This is a genomic window from Bacteroides ovatus (assembly GCF_001314995.1).
GTDB classification, from domain to species: domain Bacteria; phylum Bacteroidota; class Bacteroidia; order Bacteroidales; family Bacteroidaceae; genus Bacteroides; species Bacteroides ovatus.
Window position 1 is genome coordinate 1,228,238 of sequence record NZ_CP012938.1, and the last position, 17,827, is coordinate 1,246,064.

Sequence of the window (17,827 nt, forward strand, 5' to 3'; positions counted from 1 at the left end):
AGAAGCACCAATAATCCTCACTATTAGGGTGTTTCCTTATATTTCTGTGAGCAAAGCAATCTTTTTCAGACTAATCTTTCCGATACATTATCAATGTGAGAGCCTTTGAAGTGAAATGAAATGGAGCCTCAAAGGTTCTCTCTTTGGATAGTATTTCACCTTTTCAAATAGTATGTAATATACTATTGACAGTTTTATTTGATGTCTTTGACTTGAAGTGAAACTGTCCTTCAAATTTTCTCTGACAAATACAAATAGACTATTGCCTAATACATTACGTTTCAAATCGGTAGTAAATAGACAAGAATCAGATAATATTCTGTTAAATATCAAATATTAGACAGTTATTTCAAGTATAATTGCTACCTTTGTAAAATAGCACGAATTTATCTGAAAAAATGAGCCAATAAGAAATAAAATATTTAGAAGAAGTATCATAAGAGATGTCCTTGATTGTAGTGTGATATGGTTTGGCTAACCTTCGGATAACTGCAAGAGAGGACTTTTTTGATTGCAATGACTTTCAACGATATACTACATAAATTTAGATCGGAGTCCTTTACACAAAAGGATAAAGGGACCCAATTTGAACGTTTGATGCGCTCTTGGCTGCTTTCAGACCCTCGGTATTCCAACCTCACTAAAGTATGGCTGTGGGATGATTTTCCAAGCCGTGCAGATCTTGGAGGAAAGGATACAGGTATAGATCTTGTTGCACGTACCGAAGAAGGTGATTATTGGGCGATTCAATGTAAATGCTACAAGGAGGATTCAGTTATTGACAAGCCAGCTGTAGATTCATTCCTTGCAACATCAAGCCGCCAATTCAAAGATCCAGAGACTTTGCAAACGACCTCATTTGCAAAACGGATGTGGATTTCAACGACAAACCATTGGGGAAAGAATGCCGAAGATGCAATCCAAAATCAGAATCCTCCTTTTAACAGGGTCGGACTTGTAGATTTACAGAACTCTCCAGTTGATTGGCAACTGCTCATTGATGGCCTTAAAGGTAAAGAGGCTATGCTTCCGGGCAAACAGCCACGTGAGCACCAGTTGCGAGCTATGTCTGCCGCACATGCTTATTTTCAAGAACATGACAGGGGAAAACTTATCATGGCTTGCGGTACAGGAAAGACATATACCGCATTAAAAATAGCGGAAGATTTACTGAACAATAAGGGGTTGGTACTTTTTATGGTGCCCTCTATTTCTCTTTTAGGGCAAAGTCTGAATGCTTGGTGTGCAGATGCAGTAAATCCCATTAAGGGCATTTGTATTTGTTCGGATAGTCGTGCTTCACGAAAAATTAAGAAAGACTTTGATGATACGCAAGACAGTGTTGTTGACCTTGCTGTTCCGGCTACGACAAACCCCAAGAGCATTGCAAAGCAGTTGAAATTATATAGGAACCATAACGGACTGACGGTTGTATTTTCAACATACCAATCCATAGAGGCTATACATGCAGCCCAACATGAAATCCTCAAAGAAACTGCCGGAACGTATGGAAAATTCGACCTTATCGTTTGCGATGAAGCACACAGGACAACTGGAGTTAAACTTTCAGATAGAGACGAAAGCAACTTTACGAAAATACATGATGCTGAATATATCAAAGGCAACAAACGCCTTTATATGACTGCAACCCCTCGTTTGTATGGGCAATCCGCAAAGATTAAAGCATCCGAAAAAGATGCGATACTTTGCTCTATGGACGACCCTAAACTTTACGGAGAAGAGTTTTTCAGAGTTAATTTCTCATACGCAGTTGAGCATGGACTTTTAACGGACTACAAAGTTCTTGTACTTACAGTGAATGAGGATGACTTACCAGACAATATCCTTTCAGATATAAAAGACCCTAATAATGTCGAATTAAATTTTGACGACACATCAAAGTTAATCGGTATTGTAAATGGCCTTTCCAAAATCATCCGTGGTGATAAACACGCAACATGGGATGCAGATCCAACGGTGATGCACAGAGCTATCGCTTTCTGCTCCGCCATTGGAAACAATCATTCACCCGGTACTTCGGTTAATACAGCAGAAGTATTACCGACTATCTGCGAGAAGTATCGCGATTCCATTAGTACAGAAGAGCGAGAGCATGTTGTCGAAGTACAGGCACGTCATATCGACGGTTCTATGAACTCACAAGCACGCAATGAGCAGCTGGCATGGCTTGCAGATGAAAATATAGGTGAAAATGAATGCCGTGTACTTACAAATGTCCGTTGTCTTTCCGAGGGTATAGATGTACCGGCTCTTGATGCCGTTCTATTTCTCTCATCACGCAATTCACAAGTTGATGTTGTACAGTCGGTTGGCCGCGTCATGCGAAATTTCCGCAAGGGACAGCCTGACGAAAAAAAGTACGGATATATCATTATTCCCATAGTAGTGCCATCAGACGTTAAGCCAGAAGACGCATTGAATAACAACACTTATTTTTCAACAGTGTGGAGTATTCTCAATGCACTTCGTTCACATGATGACCATTTTAATGCAGAAGTCAACAAAATTGCACTCAACAAGAACAGGACATCAAAAGTTGTCGTTGGAGGGCCGGGCATAGGTCATAATGCAATTTCAGACAAGCAAGACCAACAAGATGCACAGCACATTGAAGATGCCGAAGTTGCGCGCCAATTACAACTTCGCTTTGGTGAGATGCAATCCGGCATATATGCCAAACTTGTTGAAAAATGTGGAGATCGGCTTTATTGGGAAAATTGGTCTAAAAAGGTAGGTCTTATCGCAAAGAAATTCATAGAACGAATTTCTAAGCTCGTATCTACAGTGCCTGCAATTAAGTCCGAATTTGATATATTCGTGAAAGGCTTGCAGAACAACCTAAATCCATCCGTGGATGAGGGGCAAGCTATTGAAATGTTGGCACAGCACCTAATTTCTCAACCTGTTTTTGATGCTTTATTCGCGGATTATAACTTCGTAAACAACAATGCAGTCAGCCACTCTATGCACAAAATGATAGAGCAGCTGGAAACTGTTGGTGGCTTTGAGAAAGATACCACTGAGCTTGAATCTTTTTACGAATCCGTGCGCGTTAATGTTGGTAATATAGATAATTTGGAAGGAAAGCAAACAATCATCAAGAACCTGTATGAGAAGTTCTTCAAAGGTGCATTTCCTCTGACTGTTGAAAAACTCGGCATTGTCTATACGCCAGTTGAATGTGTGGACTTCATCATTCACTCTGTCAATGACATCTTGAAACGGGAATTTAACACATCCCTTTCAGATGAAAATGTACACATTCTTGATCCATTCACAGGAACAGGTACATTCATCACACGCCTACTCCAGTCAGGACTTATTAAACCCGAAGACATGGAACGCAAGTATCGCAATGAAATACATTGCAATGAAATAGTCTTGCTTGCCTATTACATTGCCGATGTAAATATAGAAGCAGTATATCATGACCTGATGAAGCCAGATCACTATGTGAACTACGACGGAATTTGCTTAACAGATACTTTCCAACTTGCAGAAACCAAACAACAATCACTTTCACAAGAATTTTTCAAAGAAAATTCAGAAGGAGTTTTGCGCCAAAAGAAAGCTCCAATTCGTGTTATCATTGGAAATCCTCCTTATTCGATAGGGCAAAAGTCTGCAAATGATAATGCTGCAAATATGACTTATCCCGTATTGGATAAACGAGTTTCTGATACTTATGCAGCAAAATCCTCAGCTAATTTGACGAAAGCATTATATGATAGTTATATTAAAGCTTTTAGATGGGCTACTGACCGTATTGCAGACAATTCAGATGGAGGCATAGTGGCATTTATTAGTAATGGTTCATGGCTTGACGGTAATGCTCAAGATGGTTTCCGTGCCTGTCTTGAATCTGAATTTACGGACATTTATGTGTTAAATCTTCGAGGAAATCAACGGACAAGTGGGGAATTATCTCGCAAAGAAGGTGGAAAGATTTTTGGAGGAGGTTCTCGTACACCTATAACGATTACAATTCTTGTTAAGAATCCTGCGAAAAATAGTAAAGCTGCTACAATCCACTATCATGATATAGGAGATTATCTGACTCGTGAACAGAAGCTAAACTTTATCAAAAAATTCAAGTCGGTACATGGTCGTACACTTGACTGGGAAGTTATAAATCCAACAGAGAAACATGATTGGATAAATCAACGCGATGGCATTTTTGACCAGCTTATTCCAGTAGCCCCTGAGAAGAAGTTCAAAATAGACGAGCAATCTTTCTTTTCTACCTTATCATTAGGTATTGCTACCAATAAGGATACTTTTTTGTATGATTTTTCAAAAGAATCATTATGCAATAAAATAGAATCATTGATTTCGTTCTATAATTCGGAGCGTATGAAATTAGCATTAAATGCCAATTATGAATTACAAACTGATCCTACAAAAATAGTATGGACAGATATGTTTAAGAACTCTGCAAAAAAACAGGAGATATTCAAATTAGACTATTCGCGGTTTGTAGAATCCTGTTATCGACCTTTTACTAAGCAAAATTTTATTTTTCAAAAAGATTTAATTCAGCGTACATATCAGCAACTAAGATTATTCCCTACGGGCATCACTTCTAACAAATTAATTTGTGTTAGTGGTATTGGTGTAACAAAGGACTTTTCTTGTATAATTACTGATCAACTACCAGATCTTGAACTCATCGGCAAAAGCCAATGTTTTCCTCTTTATTGGTATGAAGAGCGAAAAGACATTCAAGGCTCGCTTTTTGACACAGATGAATCAAAAGACCGTTATAAAAGACATGATGGCATAACAGACTGGATTCTAAAAGAAGTGCGTAAACGCTTCGGCAATTCCAAGGCTATCACTAAAGAGCATATTTTCTATTATGTCTATGGTATCTTGCATTCTCCGCAATACCGCGAACGTTTTGCAGCTGACCTTAAGAAATCTCTTCCACGTATTCCCATCGTTGACAATGTGGAGGACTTCATGGCTTTCTATAAGGCAGGGAAAGCTCTTGCTGATTTGCACTTGAATTACGAGCAAGTTCCACCCTGTCCCGATGTTACTCCAAAGGTCGCTGATGCTGTATTTGAGGAAGATTCCGCTGAAAAGCCTTTTGCTTACACCAAGTATAGCCATTTCTTTGTAGATAAGATGACATTCCCCAAAGTTAGGAATGAAAAAGGTAAACTTGTTCCTGATAAATCACGTATTATTTACAATGATCATATTACTATAGAGAATATTCCGGCGAAAGCCTATGAATATATAGTCAACGGTAAATCAGCGATAGAATGGATTATGGAGCGATATGCTGTTTCTCAGGATTCAAAATCTCTCATTATAAATGATCCTAATGAGTGGAGTCGTGAGCATAAGAATCCTACTTACATTTATGACCTCCTTCTCTCGGTAATAAATCTTTCGGTTCAGACAGTTGACATAGTCAACTCACTTCCGAAACTGAAATTCTAACATTAAAATATATAGAATAATGGCATTATCAACAGAAATGATTCTTACCCTTCAACAGTTAGATGGAGTTGGTAATAAAACGATATTCAAAATTGCAGATCAAGCAGACACTCACATTACGACAATGGAAAGCCTGTGCAAATTTTGGAAAAGTCTAAAAGGGAAAAAGCTGCAATCCATTACTGCAGATGACTTGGAAGATGCACATCGAGTAGCGTTACGTATTATTTCAAAATGTAAAAGTGAAGATGTTGGCATAATATCTTTTTATGAAAGCATTTTCCCAGAGATCTTGAAATCTTGCGTAAACGAAGAAGGCAAATTAGACCCGCCCATACTTCTCTATTACAGGGGTAATCTTGATGTATTGAAAAAGCTTGGAATTGCTGTCATTGGAACCAGAGAGCCTACTCGAAATGGCATTTTGGCAGGAAAACATTTTTCTGGTGAATTTGCCAAACGAGGGTATAACATCGTCTCAGGCCTTGCCATCGGATGCGATACTACTGGGCATCAGGGTGCATTAGCCGTAGGAGGAGCTACTACTGCATTTCTGGCAAATGGCCTTGATTGGGATTCAATATATCCCAAAGAAAACCTCGATTTGGCAAAGGAGATCGTTGTAAAAAGAGGCTTGCTATTAAGTGAATACCCTGTTGGCCAAAGTTGCGGAAGATACGGTTTGGTTGCAAGAGATAGATTGCAAGCCGGCCTATCTTATGCTACTGTCGTAGTCCAAACAGGTGTAAAGGGTGGTACTATGCACGCTGTTAATGCAACTATTCAGTCCAAAAAGCCTCTTTTTGCTGTAGAGTATAAGACAGATGAAGACACTTCCAATGAAAAAGTTCAAGGTAACATTAAACTTGTGAAGGAACAGAAGGCTTACGCTCTCCGTTCTACTGGTATAGATGATGCCTGTTCTATCATTGAAAAGGCTCATAAGAGTATCAATCCAGTTCAGCAACAATCACTTTTTTAGTAAAGGTCATTATTGAGTTTATTGTTTTATCACGAGAAAGACGAATCATTAAACAGTTGGATATGTACAATTATTATTATCTTAAAGAATATCTTCCAAAGAGATATAGTGCTGACATTCAACAGGAGCAGGATAGAGAAATAGTCTATGCTTTCAAAAATGGAGAACTTTCAGAAAGTATTAAGAAAAGTTTTCTCGATAAAATAAAAGAGATTACCGGCAACTCAAAGAGCGAATGGGTAGTTTGCTTTATTCCTGGTTCTACAGAGCATAAGACATCCATAAGATTTTCTAAGTTAGCAGATGCTATCCGAAAAGAAGGATATTCTGTTGAGCAAAAAGCCATATTTAATAAATATGACAAAGATGCAGGTTATCTTACAGGAAAAACCGGCAATCCAATTGAATCATTTGGATTTGACGGAACTGGAATCGTGAACAAGAATATTCTTTTAATAGATGATGTTATCACAAGAGGCACAACATTCAATTTAACAGCAGATAAATTGAAATCACTTGGTGCAAAAAATGTGACAGGTCTCTTTTTGGCACACACGATCAATCCTGATTACAGCTCATGCTATGAAGAACCGTATAATGAGGAGCCAGACTATGACCCTTATGAGGAAGAAACATATGAAAGGTATAACGGCTCATATGCGCAAGACGTTGAAGGTTGGAGTGATCAAGATATAGATGATGTATTTGATGGCGATCCAGATGCGTACTGGAATATTGATTAGAATAAAATCCATTGTCGGCAGGTAAAAACAACCAGCCAAATTAGTAACAATGACTTAATGATTATGAGAAGTATAATTTTCGATATGGACTTGACATTGGTTGATACCACATGTTTAGAAGAACTACGACATAAAAGGGAATGGAGTCAGGTATATAACTTGATTCCCCAAACATCAATGTATGCAGGCATGGCTGATGTTTTAGAAGTTATCCGTAAGCATAACATTAAAACAGCCATTGTCAGTACATCCCCACGTCCTTATATAGAGCGACTAATAGCTTTTTATAATATTCCAGCCCAATACATCGTGAGTTATCATGATGCAAAGCCAATAAAGCCGCATCCTGCTCCGATGCTAAAAGCCCTTGAATTTATGCAAATCCCTGCTTCAAAAGCTATCTCTTTTGGTGACAGAGTCATTGATATTCAGGCATCGAATGCTGCAGGCATTGAAAGTGTGGCTTGTTTTTGGGGAACGAAAGAAAAGAGCGAGTTGCTACAATCAGGCTATTCTCATGCAATTGTTAGACCTGATGAGATATTAACCTTGATAAGATAATCAATATGGGTGTATTTGATAGTATCCTGGGCTTCCTTAATCCTGAGGTTATTTCTACATACAATGATTTGGTAAATAACCACTCTGAAGCATTTCGCAGATGGCGGGGCAAACAGATTGTAGGCACTCTTTCTAGCTGTTTTGACCTCCGCCCAACATATAATGACAAATTGTATGTTGTAAATCATAAAAAAGAAATTTTGGATTTTGAGAAAATAATTGCTGAAGAAAAGGCGTATGACAAGCGTAGGCAAGATGTTATCCAAGCCGCTTCTCTATATCCACACGCATTTTATGAGTTAGTAAAAAAACTTTCGCTTAATGATATACCCGGAGTTTCTGTAACATTGCCTGGTAACAGGAAAAGCAAATATGCTATTCGCCTTGAGAATGAAGCAAGATTGAAAAAAGGAGAGAAATCCGACCCTCTTATAAATCCAATGAAAATAGCATGGGAATCCTTTCATTCCAGTGATTTAATTCGATTTAGAGAATTTCAAAAAAAGTGCATTCCTCAAGAACATATAAATAGAACCGCACCTCGTTCAATAGACAATCTAGACAAAGAAGAATACGAGAAAATTTATTTGCATATTAACGAGTTGCGTATGGATGAAGATCGTATTAAAGCTGAGCTAAGAAAGGAAGATTTACGGATTCAATATGAAGATGAAGTTTTAGCCAATGAAAGGCGAAAAAAATATCATGAAAGTTTCTTGGTATTTTCACATCGTAGTCAAAGTGATATAGAATATTTGTGCCTCCATTTAAGCGAGTTAGATGCTTATGCGTTGAAATGCATAGATGAAGAGTATGCTAAAATCGCAAAACAATATCCGTTTGGCCTTTCCGCATACAAATGTCAAAACACATATGGAAATGACAAAGAAATAATTATTCATAAGATAGATGAAATACAAAAACTAGATGTTGCACAAAGAAAGTATAATCAACTAAAAAAGAAATACCCCAAAGGACTACCAGCCCTTGAAAGATATTATACATATGATGATGGAAAAAATAGTGCTGATTTATCAATATATGAGATCGTAGAGCGTGAAGACGAAATTTGTCTTTTTGAAAAATCTGCCGATGAAGCCTCCTTCTATGAAAAATGGATACATTCACAAGAGGAATATGCTGCAGAATGTAGAAAACTTATGCCTAAAATACTTTCAGATTACGGGTGCTACATTTATGAGATACCATTTGAAATTTTAAAAGTAAACGGTGAAAAAGGAAGCGGACCATACAAGGTATGGAATTTATTCAATTCGGGATATAGCGAGGTTGATGGCGTAGATTTAAGTTATTTTCCTACCTACAAAAGCAATAAGGAAAATTTGCCTCAATTTTATAGAAAGCAGCGTTATTTCATCCAAAGAGTATATGATGATTTATTAGGTTTTATAGGAAAACTAAGTGAGATTTATAAAAAAGATGAGAATATAAAAATAGTATTTGCCATTGACGAACTTTTGACAAAGGATGTAGCAAACTATCATTTTAAATATTTAATGGAACAACTCAACATAAGAGGTATTCCGTATGGATTTATCAATCCATCGCCCATTTCTGTTGAGGATCAAGTTCGTTATGTCGTTATTGATTTGATTTCTACTGTCAGTCGAATGAAAGAAAACTGTCAGACATTAATCAACCTCAAAAGAAACTGCCGTAAAGATTGCTTAAAGAAAGGTCGCTATGACTGTTATACGGATATAGTGTACATTTCTCTATTAAAAGGCTTTGAAAAAGAGGAAATTGTAAATGCCACAAAGAGGAAAATAAAAGAAAAAGCCAAACAAGAAGCTGAAAGAATTAAGCGGGAGGAAGAAGAAAAGAAACGCATTGAAGAGGAAAAAAGAAAAGCGGAAGAAGCTGAAAGACTTAGAAAATTAGAAGAAGAAAGAATACGTTTGGAAGAATACAAACGGCAACAGGACATCAGTAATTTAAAGTCTTATGTATCTTCGTGGCCACAACCCAATCGTTCTACTCTTCATTGCTTTTCACTCTATTACTATTATCCTACGACTTGCGACTGGGACGCATCTGAAAGGGAATGGGATATAAGAAATTTAATCTGGGATTTTAAGGCAAATCCCAATAGGCCACAATCTGAGTTAGAAATCCAGAGCAGGCATAAAAGATCTATGAATGAAATTCTTCCTTTATTAAGGCGAGTAATAAATAAGTTTTTTGGAAGCAGAGCTTCTAAACTAACACTTGTTTGCATTCCGTCATCCAAGAAAATTGTAACGGAAAGAAGATACAAAGATTTTTCTGAAAATCTTTGTTCTTTGACCGGCATGAAAAATGGCTATGATTATGTTTACATTTTGAATGAAGGTGAGGCTAAACATTTGGGAGGAGTTGCCCAAGCCCAATTTAGTATAAACTCGGATTATTTTAAGGATAAATATGTTATACTATTTGACGATGTAATTACATCTGGAAGATCAATGGAAAATTTCAAGAGACTTTTGGAAGGATCAGGTGCAAAAGTAATAGCAGGTTTATCCATTGGAAAAACAAGACATGAAAGAGAATTCTCACAACCTATAGATAACATATGAATGCAGAATTTGCAAAAACATTAAGAAGGAGATTATATCCTTTATATGAGAGCCTTATACAATCTGTAAAAGGTTTTTCATATTCCAAGGCTTTTTTCTGTATGCAATGGGGACGTAACTTTCCAGAGAGTGAACATGCCGGCATTCTGTTTGTAGGAAGAGCTACAAATGGATGGATTACTGACGAAGAAGATATTGATGTATTATTTGGGAATACTGCTGATAGGATCTTTAATAGAGATGACCAGATGCAGTGGGTAGAAAACTCTGAGGGAAATAATAATGGTTACAATTCACGTCGGTCTGCATTTTGGAGGGTTATAAAAAGAGTCTCTGAATATTATTACCCAGAAGATTGGTCAAGCTATATAGCATGGAGTAATGTCTGCAAGGTCGCCCCATTCAATGGAGGTAATCCAAACAACGAACTGTATTACGCACAATTAGAAACTTGTCTAAAAATATTGGAAATAGAGATTGAACAACTTTCCCCCAGGATAATTGTATTCCTAACAGGTGAAAACTGGGTTCAGGATTTTCTATCATATCTAAATCATGAGAATTACGATCAAGCCATTGAATGTAAATCATGGGGAGAATACAAATCTACAGCTTACTTAATTAAGAATACAATTATGATTTGTTCCGAACACCCACAGGGGAAAAACGAAAACTTACATTCAAAAGCGATAATAGATATAATTAATGATTTGAAATGAGTTTACTACAATACATATTACCAATTCAAAACACCAACTACGTAGATGGTTGTGGTTTTCTAATTGATGGGTATTTCATTACTCCTGGGCACGTAATAAGGGATTCTGAAAATCCCTTTATTTTTTTATCAAAAAGGAAACGTTATCTTACGCAGCCCTCGTTTTATGAAGTAAATGAACAGGATGCCTCCAAATATGACCTTGCAGTATTCTCCATGCCAGAAGTGAAAAGCGAACTTAAACTGTACAATGGCGTTATTGAAAGTGGAATGAAATTAAAGAGTATAAGTTTCAAAACAAGTACGTCTGGGTTTGATTTAATTGAGTGTGATGCTTTTGTAGAGTGTTATAAGCAAGAAAATTATTTTGGGGCATTAACAAACACACATCTTAAAGCAGGTTGTAGTGGAGGTCCAGCCATTATAGGTAACGAAGTTGTTGGTATTCTAACAAAGGGGAATAATAATGGGAATAACGAACCATGTAACAATATGCTACCTATTAATTTCTGTCTGTTTTTATCATCCAAAGCCATACGTAGAATAATATGAATGAAATCATAAAACAAGAGTCCTCTTCTGTTTCACAGAACATTTATAAGCCATCGGAAATTATTGGTATATTCAATTCCGTTTTAGCAAGACAATCTGTTAATGCTCAGATTGTATATCTGCGTGGTATCTATCTGGCAAATCAAAAACAAGGGAATTGGGCATATTGCTATGACTCTTTAAGAGATGAAGATAGTCAAGAAGAACTCACACTACGGCTAACCCAACAACAGAGAGAGAACTTGAAAAACGGAAATCTCGTAAGTGTAGGCGGCGTACTAAATCGAAATATCTCATCAAAAGGATTCATTCAAATTGTACTAAATGTTAGTCGCATTGAAATTGTAAAAGAGCAAGCCATAAGTGAGGATGAAATAAAACAGTCTGAATTAAGGCAGAAGAAGTCATCAATAGGATTTAAGAATGTCGATACTATCATTGAAAATTTGCTATTATCAGACCGACGTCCTAAGATAGCACTAATTTTCGCTGAAACTTCAATTACTATGGGTGATTTTGAGGCAGGTATTAATGCTGCACGTACTGCTATTGATTTTGAAGAATACAGGGTTAGTTTCTCTAATTCAGCAGAGTTAGTGACACAGCTTAAAAAGGTTGATAAATTACAATATGATATAATTGCTATTGTAAGAGGCGGTGGTGGAGGAATCGAGAAATTGGATGACCTTAAAGTATTGGCTGCAATTATAGAACTAAAGACACCTATAATCGGAGCTATTGGCCATGTGGAGGAAAAGTTGTTTATCAAACAACTGGTAGATAAATGTGCTCCTACACCAAATGGCTTAAGACAATATTTTTCAGAAATGGTAGAAAGTGCCAATGAAAAGAAAACGCATTCAAGGGCAATTTTAACAGAACAGATAAAAAAACAATTCAAAGAACAGATTGATGCCGGGCATAAACAGAACAAAGAATTGCAGGAGAAATTGCGTGTGCTTACTGAAAATCAAAAGAAAGCAACTGAGGCACAAGAAATAGCAACAAAGAAGCATAACGAGCAAGTAGAAGCCGCTAATAAACTAAACAAAGAACTGCAAGATAAACTTCGTGTCCTGACAGAGAATCAAAAGAAAGCAGATGAAGAACAGCAGATAGCAAATAAAAAACATATAGAACAAATTGAGGCTGCGCAAAAGCAGAACCAGAGTCTACAAGAACAGCTAAAAACTCTCAATGAGAGCCAGAAAAAGCTTCAAATAATTCATCAAAAACAGCAGGAAGACTTAGGCAAGAATCTGACTAAGATGCAAGATGCGAATACTCTGTTACAAAAAAGTTTGGAAAAGGCTACCATGCAAAATGCAGAAACTTTGAAAGAGCTTAATCACGCAAAAGAGCAAGCAAAAGAACTCGAACATTCTATGTCCGAGCTTAAATCAAAGAAAGGCACAAATATATGGATGTGGATAGCTATATCTGCAATTCTTATATTACTATGTATGTTGGTTCTATAAAGGTTATACTTTTAGTATGGATTCAGAGATTCTAAAACAATATATCGCCATAGACTTGAAATCATTCTATGCTTCTGTGGAATGTGTGGAACGAGGATTGGACCCGCTTGATACCTGCCTTGTCGTTGCTGACCCGACACGGACGGAGAAGACGATTTGCCTGGCTGTTTCCCCTGCCTTGAAGCAGTACGGTTTAGGCGGCAGACCACGGTTGTTTGAAGTGGTACAGAAGGTTCGTGAGGTAAACCGACAACGTGGGCATCAGGGAAAATCCTATTCAAAATGTAAGCTTGATTCAAACAATGACCTTGCCTTAGACTATATTGTGGCCAAGCCCCGTATGGCTCACTACATCAAATACAGTACACGTATTTACGAGGTGTATATGCGCTATGTTGATCCAGAAGATGTGCATGTCTATTCCATCGACGAGGTGTTTATTGATGCAACACCCTATCTTTCCACATATAAGATGACGGCTCATGAACTGGCCATGAAGATGATTCGTGAGGTGCTGGCTAAAACGGGTATTACTGCTACTGCCGGCATTGGAACAAATATGTATCTGTGTAAGATAGCCATGGATATTGTAGCTAAAAAGATGCAGCCTGATAAGGATGGAGTGCGCATAGCGGAACTTGATGAGATGTCTTATCGTCGGCAGCTTTGGGAGCATACTCCACTGACAGACTTCTGGCGTGTAGGCCGTGGAATAGCAAATCGTCTCACTCAATATGGTATTATAACTATGGGAGATATAGCCCGTTGCTCGTTGGAACATGAAGATTTCCTGTACAAATTGTTCGGAGTTAATGCAGAACTGCTTATTGACCACGCATGGGGATGGGAACCTGTGACAATGGATTTGGTAAGAGCCTATCGCCCTGATACACGTTCTATGAGCAGTGGGCAGGTTCTCCAGTCAGCCTATACAGTCGAGAAAGCCCGTATCGTAGTGCTTGAAATGGCACATTCCGTTTCTCTTGAACTTGTGGATAAGAAACTGTTGACAGACCAGATAGTCCTCACCGTAGGCTATGACATAGAATCATTATCCAACGGCATATATGAAGGCAATACTACCACAGACCATTATGGCCGGAAAATTCCGGTTCATGCGCACGGCACTACCAATATAGAACATCCGACCTCTTCGGGAAAGATTCTCATGGAGAAAATAGGAGAGCTATTTGACCGTATCATTAATCCGGATTTATTGGTGCGAAGACTAACCTTGTCAATAAACCACCTTGTCAGTGAAGTGGAAGTGAAGCCTGTAAATAATGTTGTGCAGCTTGACCTGTTTCCTGATTATGAAAAGATGGAACGAGAGAAAGCTGAGAAAGAAAGACTGGCTAAGGAGCGTCGCCGTCAGGAGGCAGTAATCCAAATAAAAAAGAAATTCGGTAAGAACTCTATTCTTACAGGCCTGAACTATTCAGAAGGGGCTACACAAAAGGAACGCAACCAGCAGATAGGAGGACACCATGAGTAGATATGAAGATATAATAAACCTGCCTCACCATGTTTCCAAAAACAGGAGACCTATGCCGATGGAAAACCGTGCCGCTCAGTTCGCTCCCTTTGCGGCTCTCGTCGGCTATGATGATGCCATATCAGAGGCGACAAGATTGACAGACGCAAGAACTATGCTTTCTTCTGACGAAATGGAAGAACTGTCGCAATGCCTTAACCAAGCACTTGAAAATATCACGGAAAGGGACAGCTATACCTTCATCTATTTTATTCCAGATAATAAAAAGAGTGGCGGAAAATACGAAACCGTTACCGGCATTATAAAATCTTTCAACGAATATGAGCGAACTATTAAACTGGAGAATGGAGACATCCTACGGATAGATGACATCGTATCTATTTCAGGAGAAGTCTTTGACAAAGATTAAAACCTTTGATACCGAACAGCCATTCATCATCTTTACAGTTGCGACAGCAACTCGAATTTTGAGTAAAGGTCTACAATACTCCGACCCACGCCTCACGGCGCAAGTCGGAGTTCAGAACACATATCAGGAACTTATGCTGTAACCTTCGCCTCCAAGAAGCGGTGGGCATTGTCATTGACCAGCTTGATAATCCTGTCATGGAATTCCGTATTGGAGTTGCACACGCCACGGCTTTGCACCACTTTTCCTTTTGTGAGTGAGAACTCTACGGTTTCGATACGGTTGCCTTGTCGGTCGTGAGCCGACAGAATAACGGTATCAGTCTTTGCATAATACTCGCATTGGAACACGCAGTGCTTCATCTTTTCGCTCTCCGCCTTGTATGCCTCCAAGGAGTCAAGCACAGAAATTTCAATGTCATTGTCACGGATGACGATGCCGAAGAAGCAAGACTTGTTCTTATAGAAGTCCGCCTCGTGTCTTTTGGCTCTCTCCATCCGTTCCTTGTTCCTGCGCTTCTCCTCCATGAGGTTCATCTTGCTCAACCAACGGTCATGCTCGGCTTTGAGGTCTTTGGGGCAGATGTACTTTGTGTTATGGATGTCCCGTCCGCATCTGTCAAGCAGCCGGATGGTGTCACACCACATATCATAATCCTCCGGTTGATAATGGTGTCTTGCAGCTACCTTGTAGGACTGCCAAAACCTGTCAAGGTCGTGAGGATGGCTGATAAAATACGCTACGGCTTGTAAGTCCTTGGCTTTCATCATCGTCTCTATACGATGGTCGGAAAGCAAGGCATTCGCCAAACGCATGGGATGGGTATCGGGAAGTCTGCCCTTCATACCGTTGCGTCTTAGCTTAGGTATGACGGAATAATAAGGATAGACGTATGTATTGGAGATAACCCAATGAACATCTGTCATGCTCCTCAGTTCGATGGATGAAGCCCAACTGAAGCTGTCCTTGTAATAACCCAAAGTCCTTGCCAATGAAGTGACGGCAGTCTTTCCTTTGCTGTCAAGCCACAGACGGCACACCTCGTTACAAAAGGCTTCCATTGGCTTGCCTTTCCTGTAGTTGACAGTCAGCAGGAACACACGCTGCACTTGCATACCGTCCACCGCTTCAAGGGTGGAAAAGTAGCATGCCTCTTTATTCTTGCGTGCCAACGTATCAACCGTCTGCAAACGGTGTCCACAGTGGGGGCAACGTGCAGACTTTCCTTTTCCCTTATAGTCAAACTCCCCTCCACAATCGCCACACGTGCATTTATGCCCCGATGTGCGGAAAGAAATATGTTTCACGACGTTCCGTATAGCCCAATCAACCGCTTTTGAGCTGATGGCGGCCAGCCTCTCGTTGGAGGCTGCCACCGTTTTTTCAAATTTCGTTCTCGGTTTCATGGCTTAAAAATCAAAAAGTGAGGGTTGGGGTTGTTTCGTCTCTTGCGGCTTGCTTGTCCTTGGCTTGGAGTGGCGCACTTGCAACTTGCGCAGCTCCTCCTCTTGGTAGCGTTTGAGGGCGAGTGCCTTTTGCTCCGCCTTTTCCTCCTCGGTCAGGTCTATATGACGGTTCACCACCACATCACAGTTAACAGGCTTTCCGATTTCCAGTGTAAGCTCATCAATAGCATGTACCGCCATTGAAAATACCTCCATGTCGGAGAAACCGCAACATCCCGACTGCTTCACCTCATTCAGTATATAAGTGACCACATCGTCAATGGTTCGTTCTGTGGTTTCATACTTGGCACGGAAGAGTTCATCCTCTTTTGCCCTGTTGTCAAGATAGTTCTTGATAATCTCCTTGAATTGTTCTGTTCCTTTCATATCCGTTCTGATTATATGTGTCCGTATGTTAGAAATGATACCCGAAAACCGCCCCAACATAGAGTTTGTCCCCGATTTCAAGATTGCCTATGATGGTCATCAGTTCCCTCGACCGTTCCGCCAGTCCGTACCCGTTAGAGAAGTCCGTTACAAAGAGCGCATCGGTGCAAAGCGGATTGAGGATGGCTTTCTGTAGTTGGTAAGCCGGACCGACCCATTTCATGATGTTCTCCTCGTTGATGTCTGCCATCCTTGTATGGATGGTGTCAAGATAGCTTTTTCGCCATTCCGCAAAACCGCTTTGGTATACAATCGTTTCTCCGTCCTCGTTAAGGGAAAACATCTCTTTTGGCAATATGTGCTCCACAAGGCAGCGGATGTTCTCTTTGCGTTCCTCTTCGCTACTCTCATAAGCATAATCAAGGGAAGTCATGTCCCCTGCTTCGATGTGGTCAACTCCGATATGTTCTTCCTTGCTTATCGGTTGGTTGCTGATTTGATAAATGATGCTGTGCATAGTCCTGATATTTGATGGTTCATAAATTGCTGTCCTGCAACGGCAGTGATTGGAGTATATCCATAAAGGGTATGGTGTTGATGTCCTTGTCGCCAAAAAGCACCTTCCATTCCGGCTTGACGAAAACCCGATGGAACTCATCAACCCTAAAACCTTTCAATGAAGAATAGCAGTCAATGGTGGCGAAGTTCCTGCCGTCCTTGCGGATGTGGGCATATTCGGGTGGCATACCGAAGCAGCACCTGCGGATGTCCTCTCTGTTCCATAGCAGCGTAAGTTCATACACACTGCCATTGAGCGTTACCTTTTCGTTCCTGTCTTTAAGTATGATAGCCATAGTTCTTAATTTTTTCCCTTTTGTTTGAAGCTTTTCGGCTTCTCGCTTCCGGGATGTTTACGATACCTGCCTCACGGAGGGCGTAAGTGCCATAAGGCAAACGTGGCCGACGGAAAGAGGACGGAATACCCAATTTGGCACAAATTGCGAAA

14 protein-coding genes are annotated in these 17,827 nt (G+C 39.4%); 10 read left to right on the plus strand and 4 right to left on the minus strand.

Annotation, left to right across the window (positions count from 1 at the left end):
• Nucleotides 1–516 precede the first annotated feature (516 nt).
• The 10 genes from Bovatus_RS04920 (at nt 517) to Bovatus_RS04965 (ending at nt 14,989) form a co-directional block, all read left to right on the plus strand.
• Nucleotides 517–5,472: a DEAD/DEAH box helicase gene (locus tag Bovatus_RS04920; RefSeq protein WP_004295683.1), complete on the plus strand. Its 4,956-nt coding sequence runs from the start codon at nt 517–519 to the stop codon at nt 5,470–5,472.
• 19 nt (nt 5,473–5,491) lie between these two features.
• Nucleotides 5,492–6,454 carry a DNA-processing protein DprA gene (locus Bovatus_RS04925; RefSeq protein WP_004295682.1) on the plus strand — a complete coding sequence of 321 codons (963 nt, stop codon included), beginning with the start codon at nt 5,492–5,494 and terminating at the stop codon, nt 6,452–6,454.
• Nucleotides 6,455–6,516: 62 nt separating this feature from the next.
• A complete protein-coding gene (locus Bovatus_RS04930; RefSeq protein WP_004295681.1) occupies nt 6,517–7,197 on the plus strand; it encodes a phosphoribosyltransferase in 681 nt (226 codons plus the stop codon).
• Nucleotides 7,198–7,260: 63 nt separating this feature from the next.
• Nucleotides 7,261–7,758 (plus strand): HAD family hydrolase, encoded by a 498-nt coding sequence (locus tag Bovatus_RS04935; RefSeq protein WP_004303546.1) that lies wholly within the window; start codon nt 7,261–7,263, stop codon nt 7,756–7,758.
• 5 nt (nt 7,759–7,763) lie between these two features.
• Nucleotides 7,764–10,337, plus strand: a complete 2,574-nt coding sequence (locus Bovatus_RS04940; protein WP_004295679.1) for a phosphoribosyltransferase — start codon at nt 7,764–7,766, stop codon at nt 10,335–10,337.
• Nucleotides 10,334–11,056 carry a uracil-DNA glycosylase family protein gene (locus tag Bovatus_RS04945; RefSeq protein ID WP_004295678.1) on the plus strand — a complete coding sequence of 241 codons (723 nt, stop codon included), beginning with the start codon at nt 10,334–10,336 and terminating at the stop codon, nt 11,054–11,056. Before Bovatus_RS04940 ends, Bovatus_RS04945 begins: the two co-directional genes overlap by 4 nt.
• Nucleotides 11,053–11,607: a hypothetical protein gene (locus tag Bovatus_RS04950; RefSeq protein ID WP_004295677.1), complete on the plus strand. Its 555-nt coding sequence runs from the start codon at nt 11,053–11,055 to the stop codon at nt 11,605–11,607. Before Bovatus_RS04945 ends, Bovatus_RS04950 begins: the two co-directional genes overlap by 4 nt.
• Nucleotides 11,604–13,085 (plus strand): exodeoxyribonuclease VII large subunit, encoded by a 1,482-nt coding sequence (locus Bovatus_RS04955; protein WP_004295676.1) that lies wholly within the window; start codon nt 11,604–11,606, stop codon nt 13,083–13,085. Before Bovatus_RS04950 ends, Bovatus_RS04955 begins: the two co-directional genes overlap by 4 nt.
• A 16-nt stretch (nt 13,086–13,101) precedes the next feature.
• The gene (locus tag Bovatus_RS04960) at nt 13,102–14,580 is read left to right on the plus strand and encodes a Y-family DNA polymerase (RefSeq protein ID WP_004295675.1); all 1,479 of its coding nucleotides are present in this window, start codon (nt 13,102–13,104) and stop codon (nt 14,578–14,580) included.
• The gene (locus Bovatus_RS04965) at nt 14,573–14,989 is read left to right on the plus strand and encodes a YolD-like family protein (protein ID WP_004295674.1); all 417 of its coding nucleotides are present in this window, start codon (nt 14,573–14,575) and stop codon (nt 14,987–14,989) included. The genes Bovatus_RS04960 and Bovatus_RS04965 overlap by 8 nt, the downstream gene beginning before the upstream one ends.
• A 131-nt stretch (nt 14,990–15,120) precedes the next feature.
• Here Bovatus_RS04965 and Bovatus_RS04970 read toward each other — a convergent pair whose 3' ends face one another.
• Genes Bovatus_RS04970 through Bovatus_RS04985 form a run of 4 tightly spaced genes read right to left on the minus strand, consistent with a single transcriptional unit; the run spans nt 15,121 to nt 17,675 of the window.
• A complete protein-coding gene (locus Bovatus_RS04970) occupies nt 15,121–16,395 on the minus strand; it encodes a PcfJ domain-containing protein (protein ID WP_004295673.1) in 1,275 nt (424 codons plus the stop codon).
• Between the two features lie 3 nt (nt 16,396–16,398).
• A complete protein-coding gene (locus tag Bovatus_RS04975) occupies nt 16,399–16,821 on the minus strand; it encodes a PcfK-like family protein (protein ID WP_004295672.1) in 423 nt (140 codons plus the stop codon).
• Nucleotides 16,822–16,849: 28 nt separating this feature from the next.
• Nucleotides 16,850–17,338: a hypothetical protein gene (locus Bovatus_RS04980; RefSeq protein ID WP_004295671.1), complete on the minus strand. Its 489-nt coding sequence runs from the start codon at nt 17,336–17,338 to the stop codon at nt 16,850–16,852.
• A 19-nt stretch (nt 17,339–17,357) separates the two neighbouring features.
• Nucleotides 17,358–17,675: a hypothetical protein gene (locus Bovatus_RS04985; protein WP_004295670.1), complete on the minus strand. Its 318-nt coding sequence runs from the start codon at nt 17,673–17,675 to the stop codon at nt 17,358–17,360.
• Nucleotides 17,676–17,827 lie beyond the last annotated feature (152 nt).

What these genes read in the sequence shown, in the direction of transcription:
- Bovatus_RS04935 (WP_004303546.1), top strand. Translation starts at nt 7,261, where the DNA reads ATGAGAAGTATAATTTTCGATATGGACTTGACATTGGTTGATACCACA.
- Bovatus_RS04930 (WP_004295681.1), top strand. Translation starts at nt 6,517, where the DNA reads ATGTACAATTATTATTATCTTAAAGAATATCTTCCAAAGAGATATAGT.
- Bovatus_RS04945 (WP_004295678.1), top strand. Translation starts at nt 10,334, where the DNA reads ATGAATGCAGAATTTGCAAAAACATTAAGAAGGAGATTATATCCTTTA.
- Bovatus_RS04950 (WP_004295677.1), top strand. Translation starts at nt 11,053, where the DNA reads ATGAGTTTACTACAATACATATTACCAATTCAAAACACCAACTACGTA.
- Bovatus_RS04960 (WP_004295675.1), top strand. Translation starts at nt 13,102, where the DNA reads ATGGATTCAGAGATTCTAAAACAATATATCGCCATAGACTTGAAATCA.
- Bovatus_RS04970 (WP_004295673.1), bottom strand. Translation starts at nt 16,395, where the DNA reads ATGAAACCGAGAACGAAATTTGAAAAAACGGTGGCAGCCTCCAACGAG.
- Bovatus_RS04920 (WP_004295683.1), top strand. Translation starts at nt 517, where the DNA reads ATGACTTTCAACGATATACTACATAAATTTAGATCGGAGTCCTTTACA.
- Bovatus_RS04940 (WP_004295679.1), top strand. Translation starts at nt 7,764, where the DNA reads ATGGGTGTATTTGATAGTATCCTGGGCTTCCTTAATCCTGAGGTTATT.
- Bovatus_RS04985 (WP_004295670.1), bottom strand. Translation starts at nt 17,675, where the DNA reads ATGGCTATCATACTTAAAGACAGGAACGAAAAGGTAACGCTCAATGGC.
- Bovatus_RS04980 (WP_004295671.1), bottom strand. Translation starts at nt 17,338, where the DNA reads ATGCACAGCATCATTTATCAAATCAGCAACCAACCGATAAGCAAGGAA.
- Bovatus_RS04965 (WP_004295674.1), top strand. Translation starts at nt 14,573, where the DNA reads ATGAGTAGATATGAAGATATAATAAACCTGCCTCACCATGTTTCCAAA.
- Bovatus_RS04975 (WP_004295672.1), bottom strand. Translation starts at nt 16,821, where the DNA reads ATGAAAGGAACAGAACAATTCAAGGAGATTATCAAGAACTATCTTGAC.
- Bovatus_RS04925 (WP_004295682.1), top strand. Translation starts at nt 5,492, where the DNA reads ATGGCATTATCAACAGAAATGATTCTTACCCTTCAACAGTTAGATGGA.
- Bovatus_RS04955 (WP_004295676.1), top strand. Translation starts at nt 11,604, where the DNA reads ATGAATGAAATCATAAAACAAGAGTCCTCTTCTGTTTCACAGAACATT.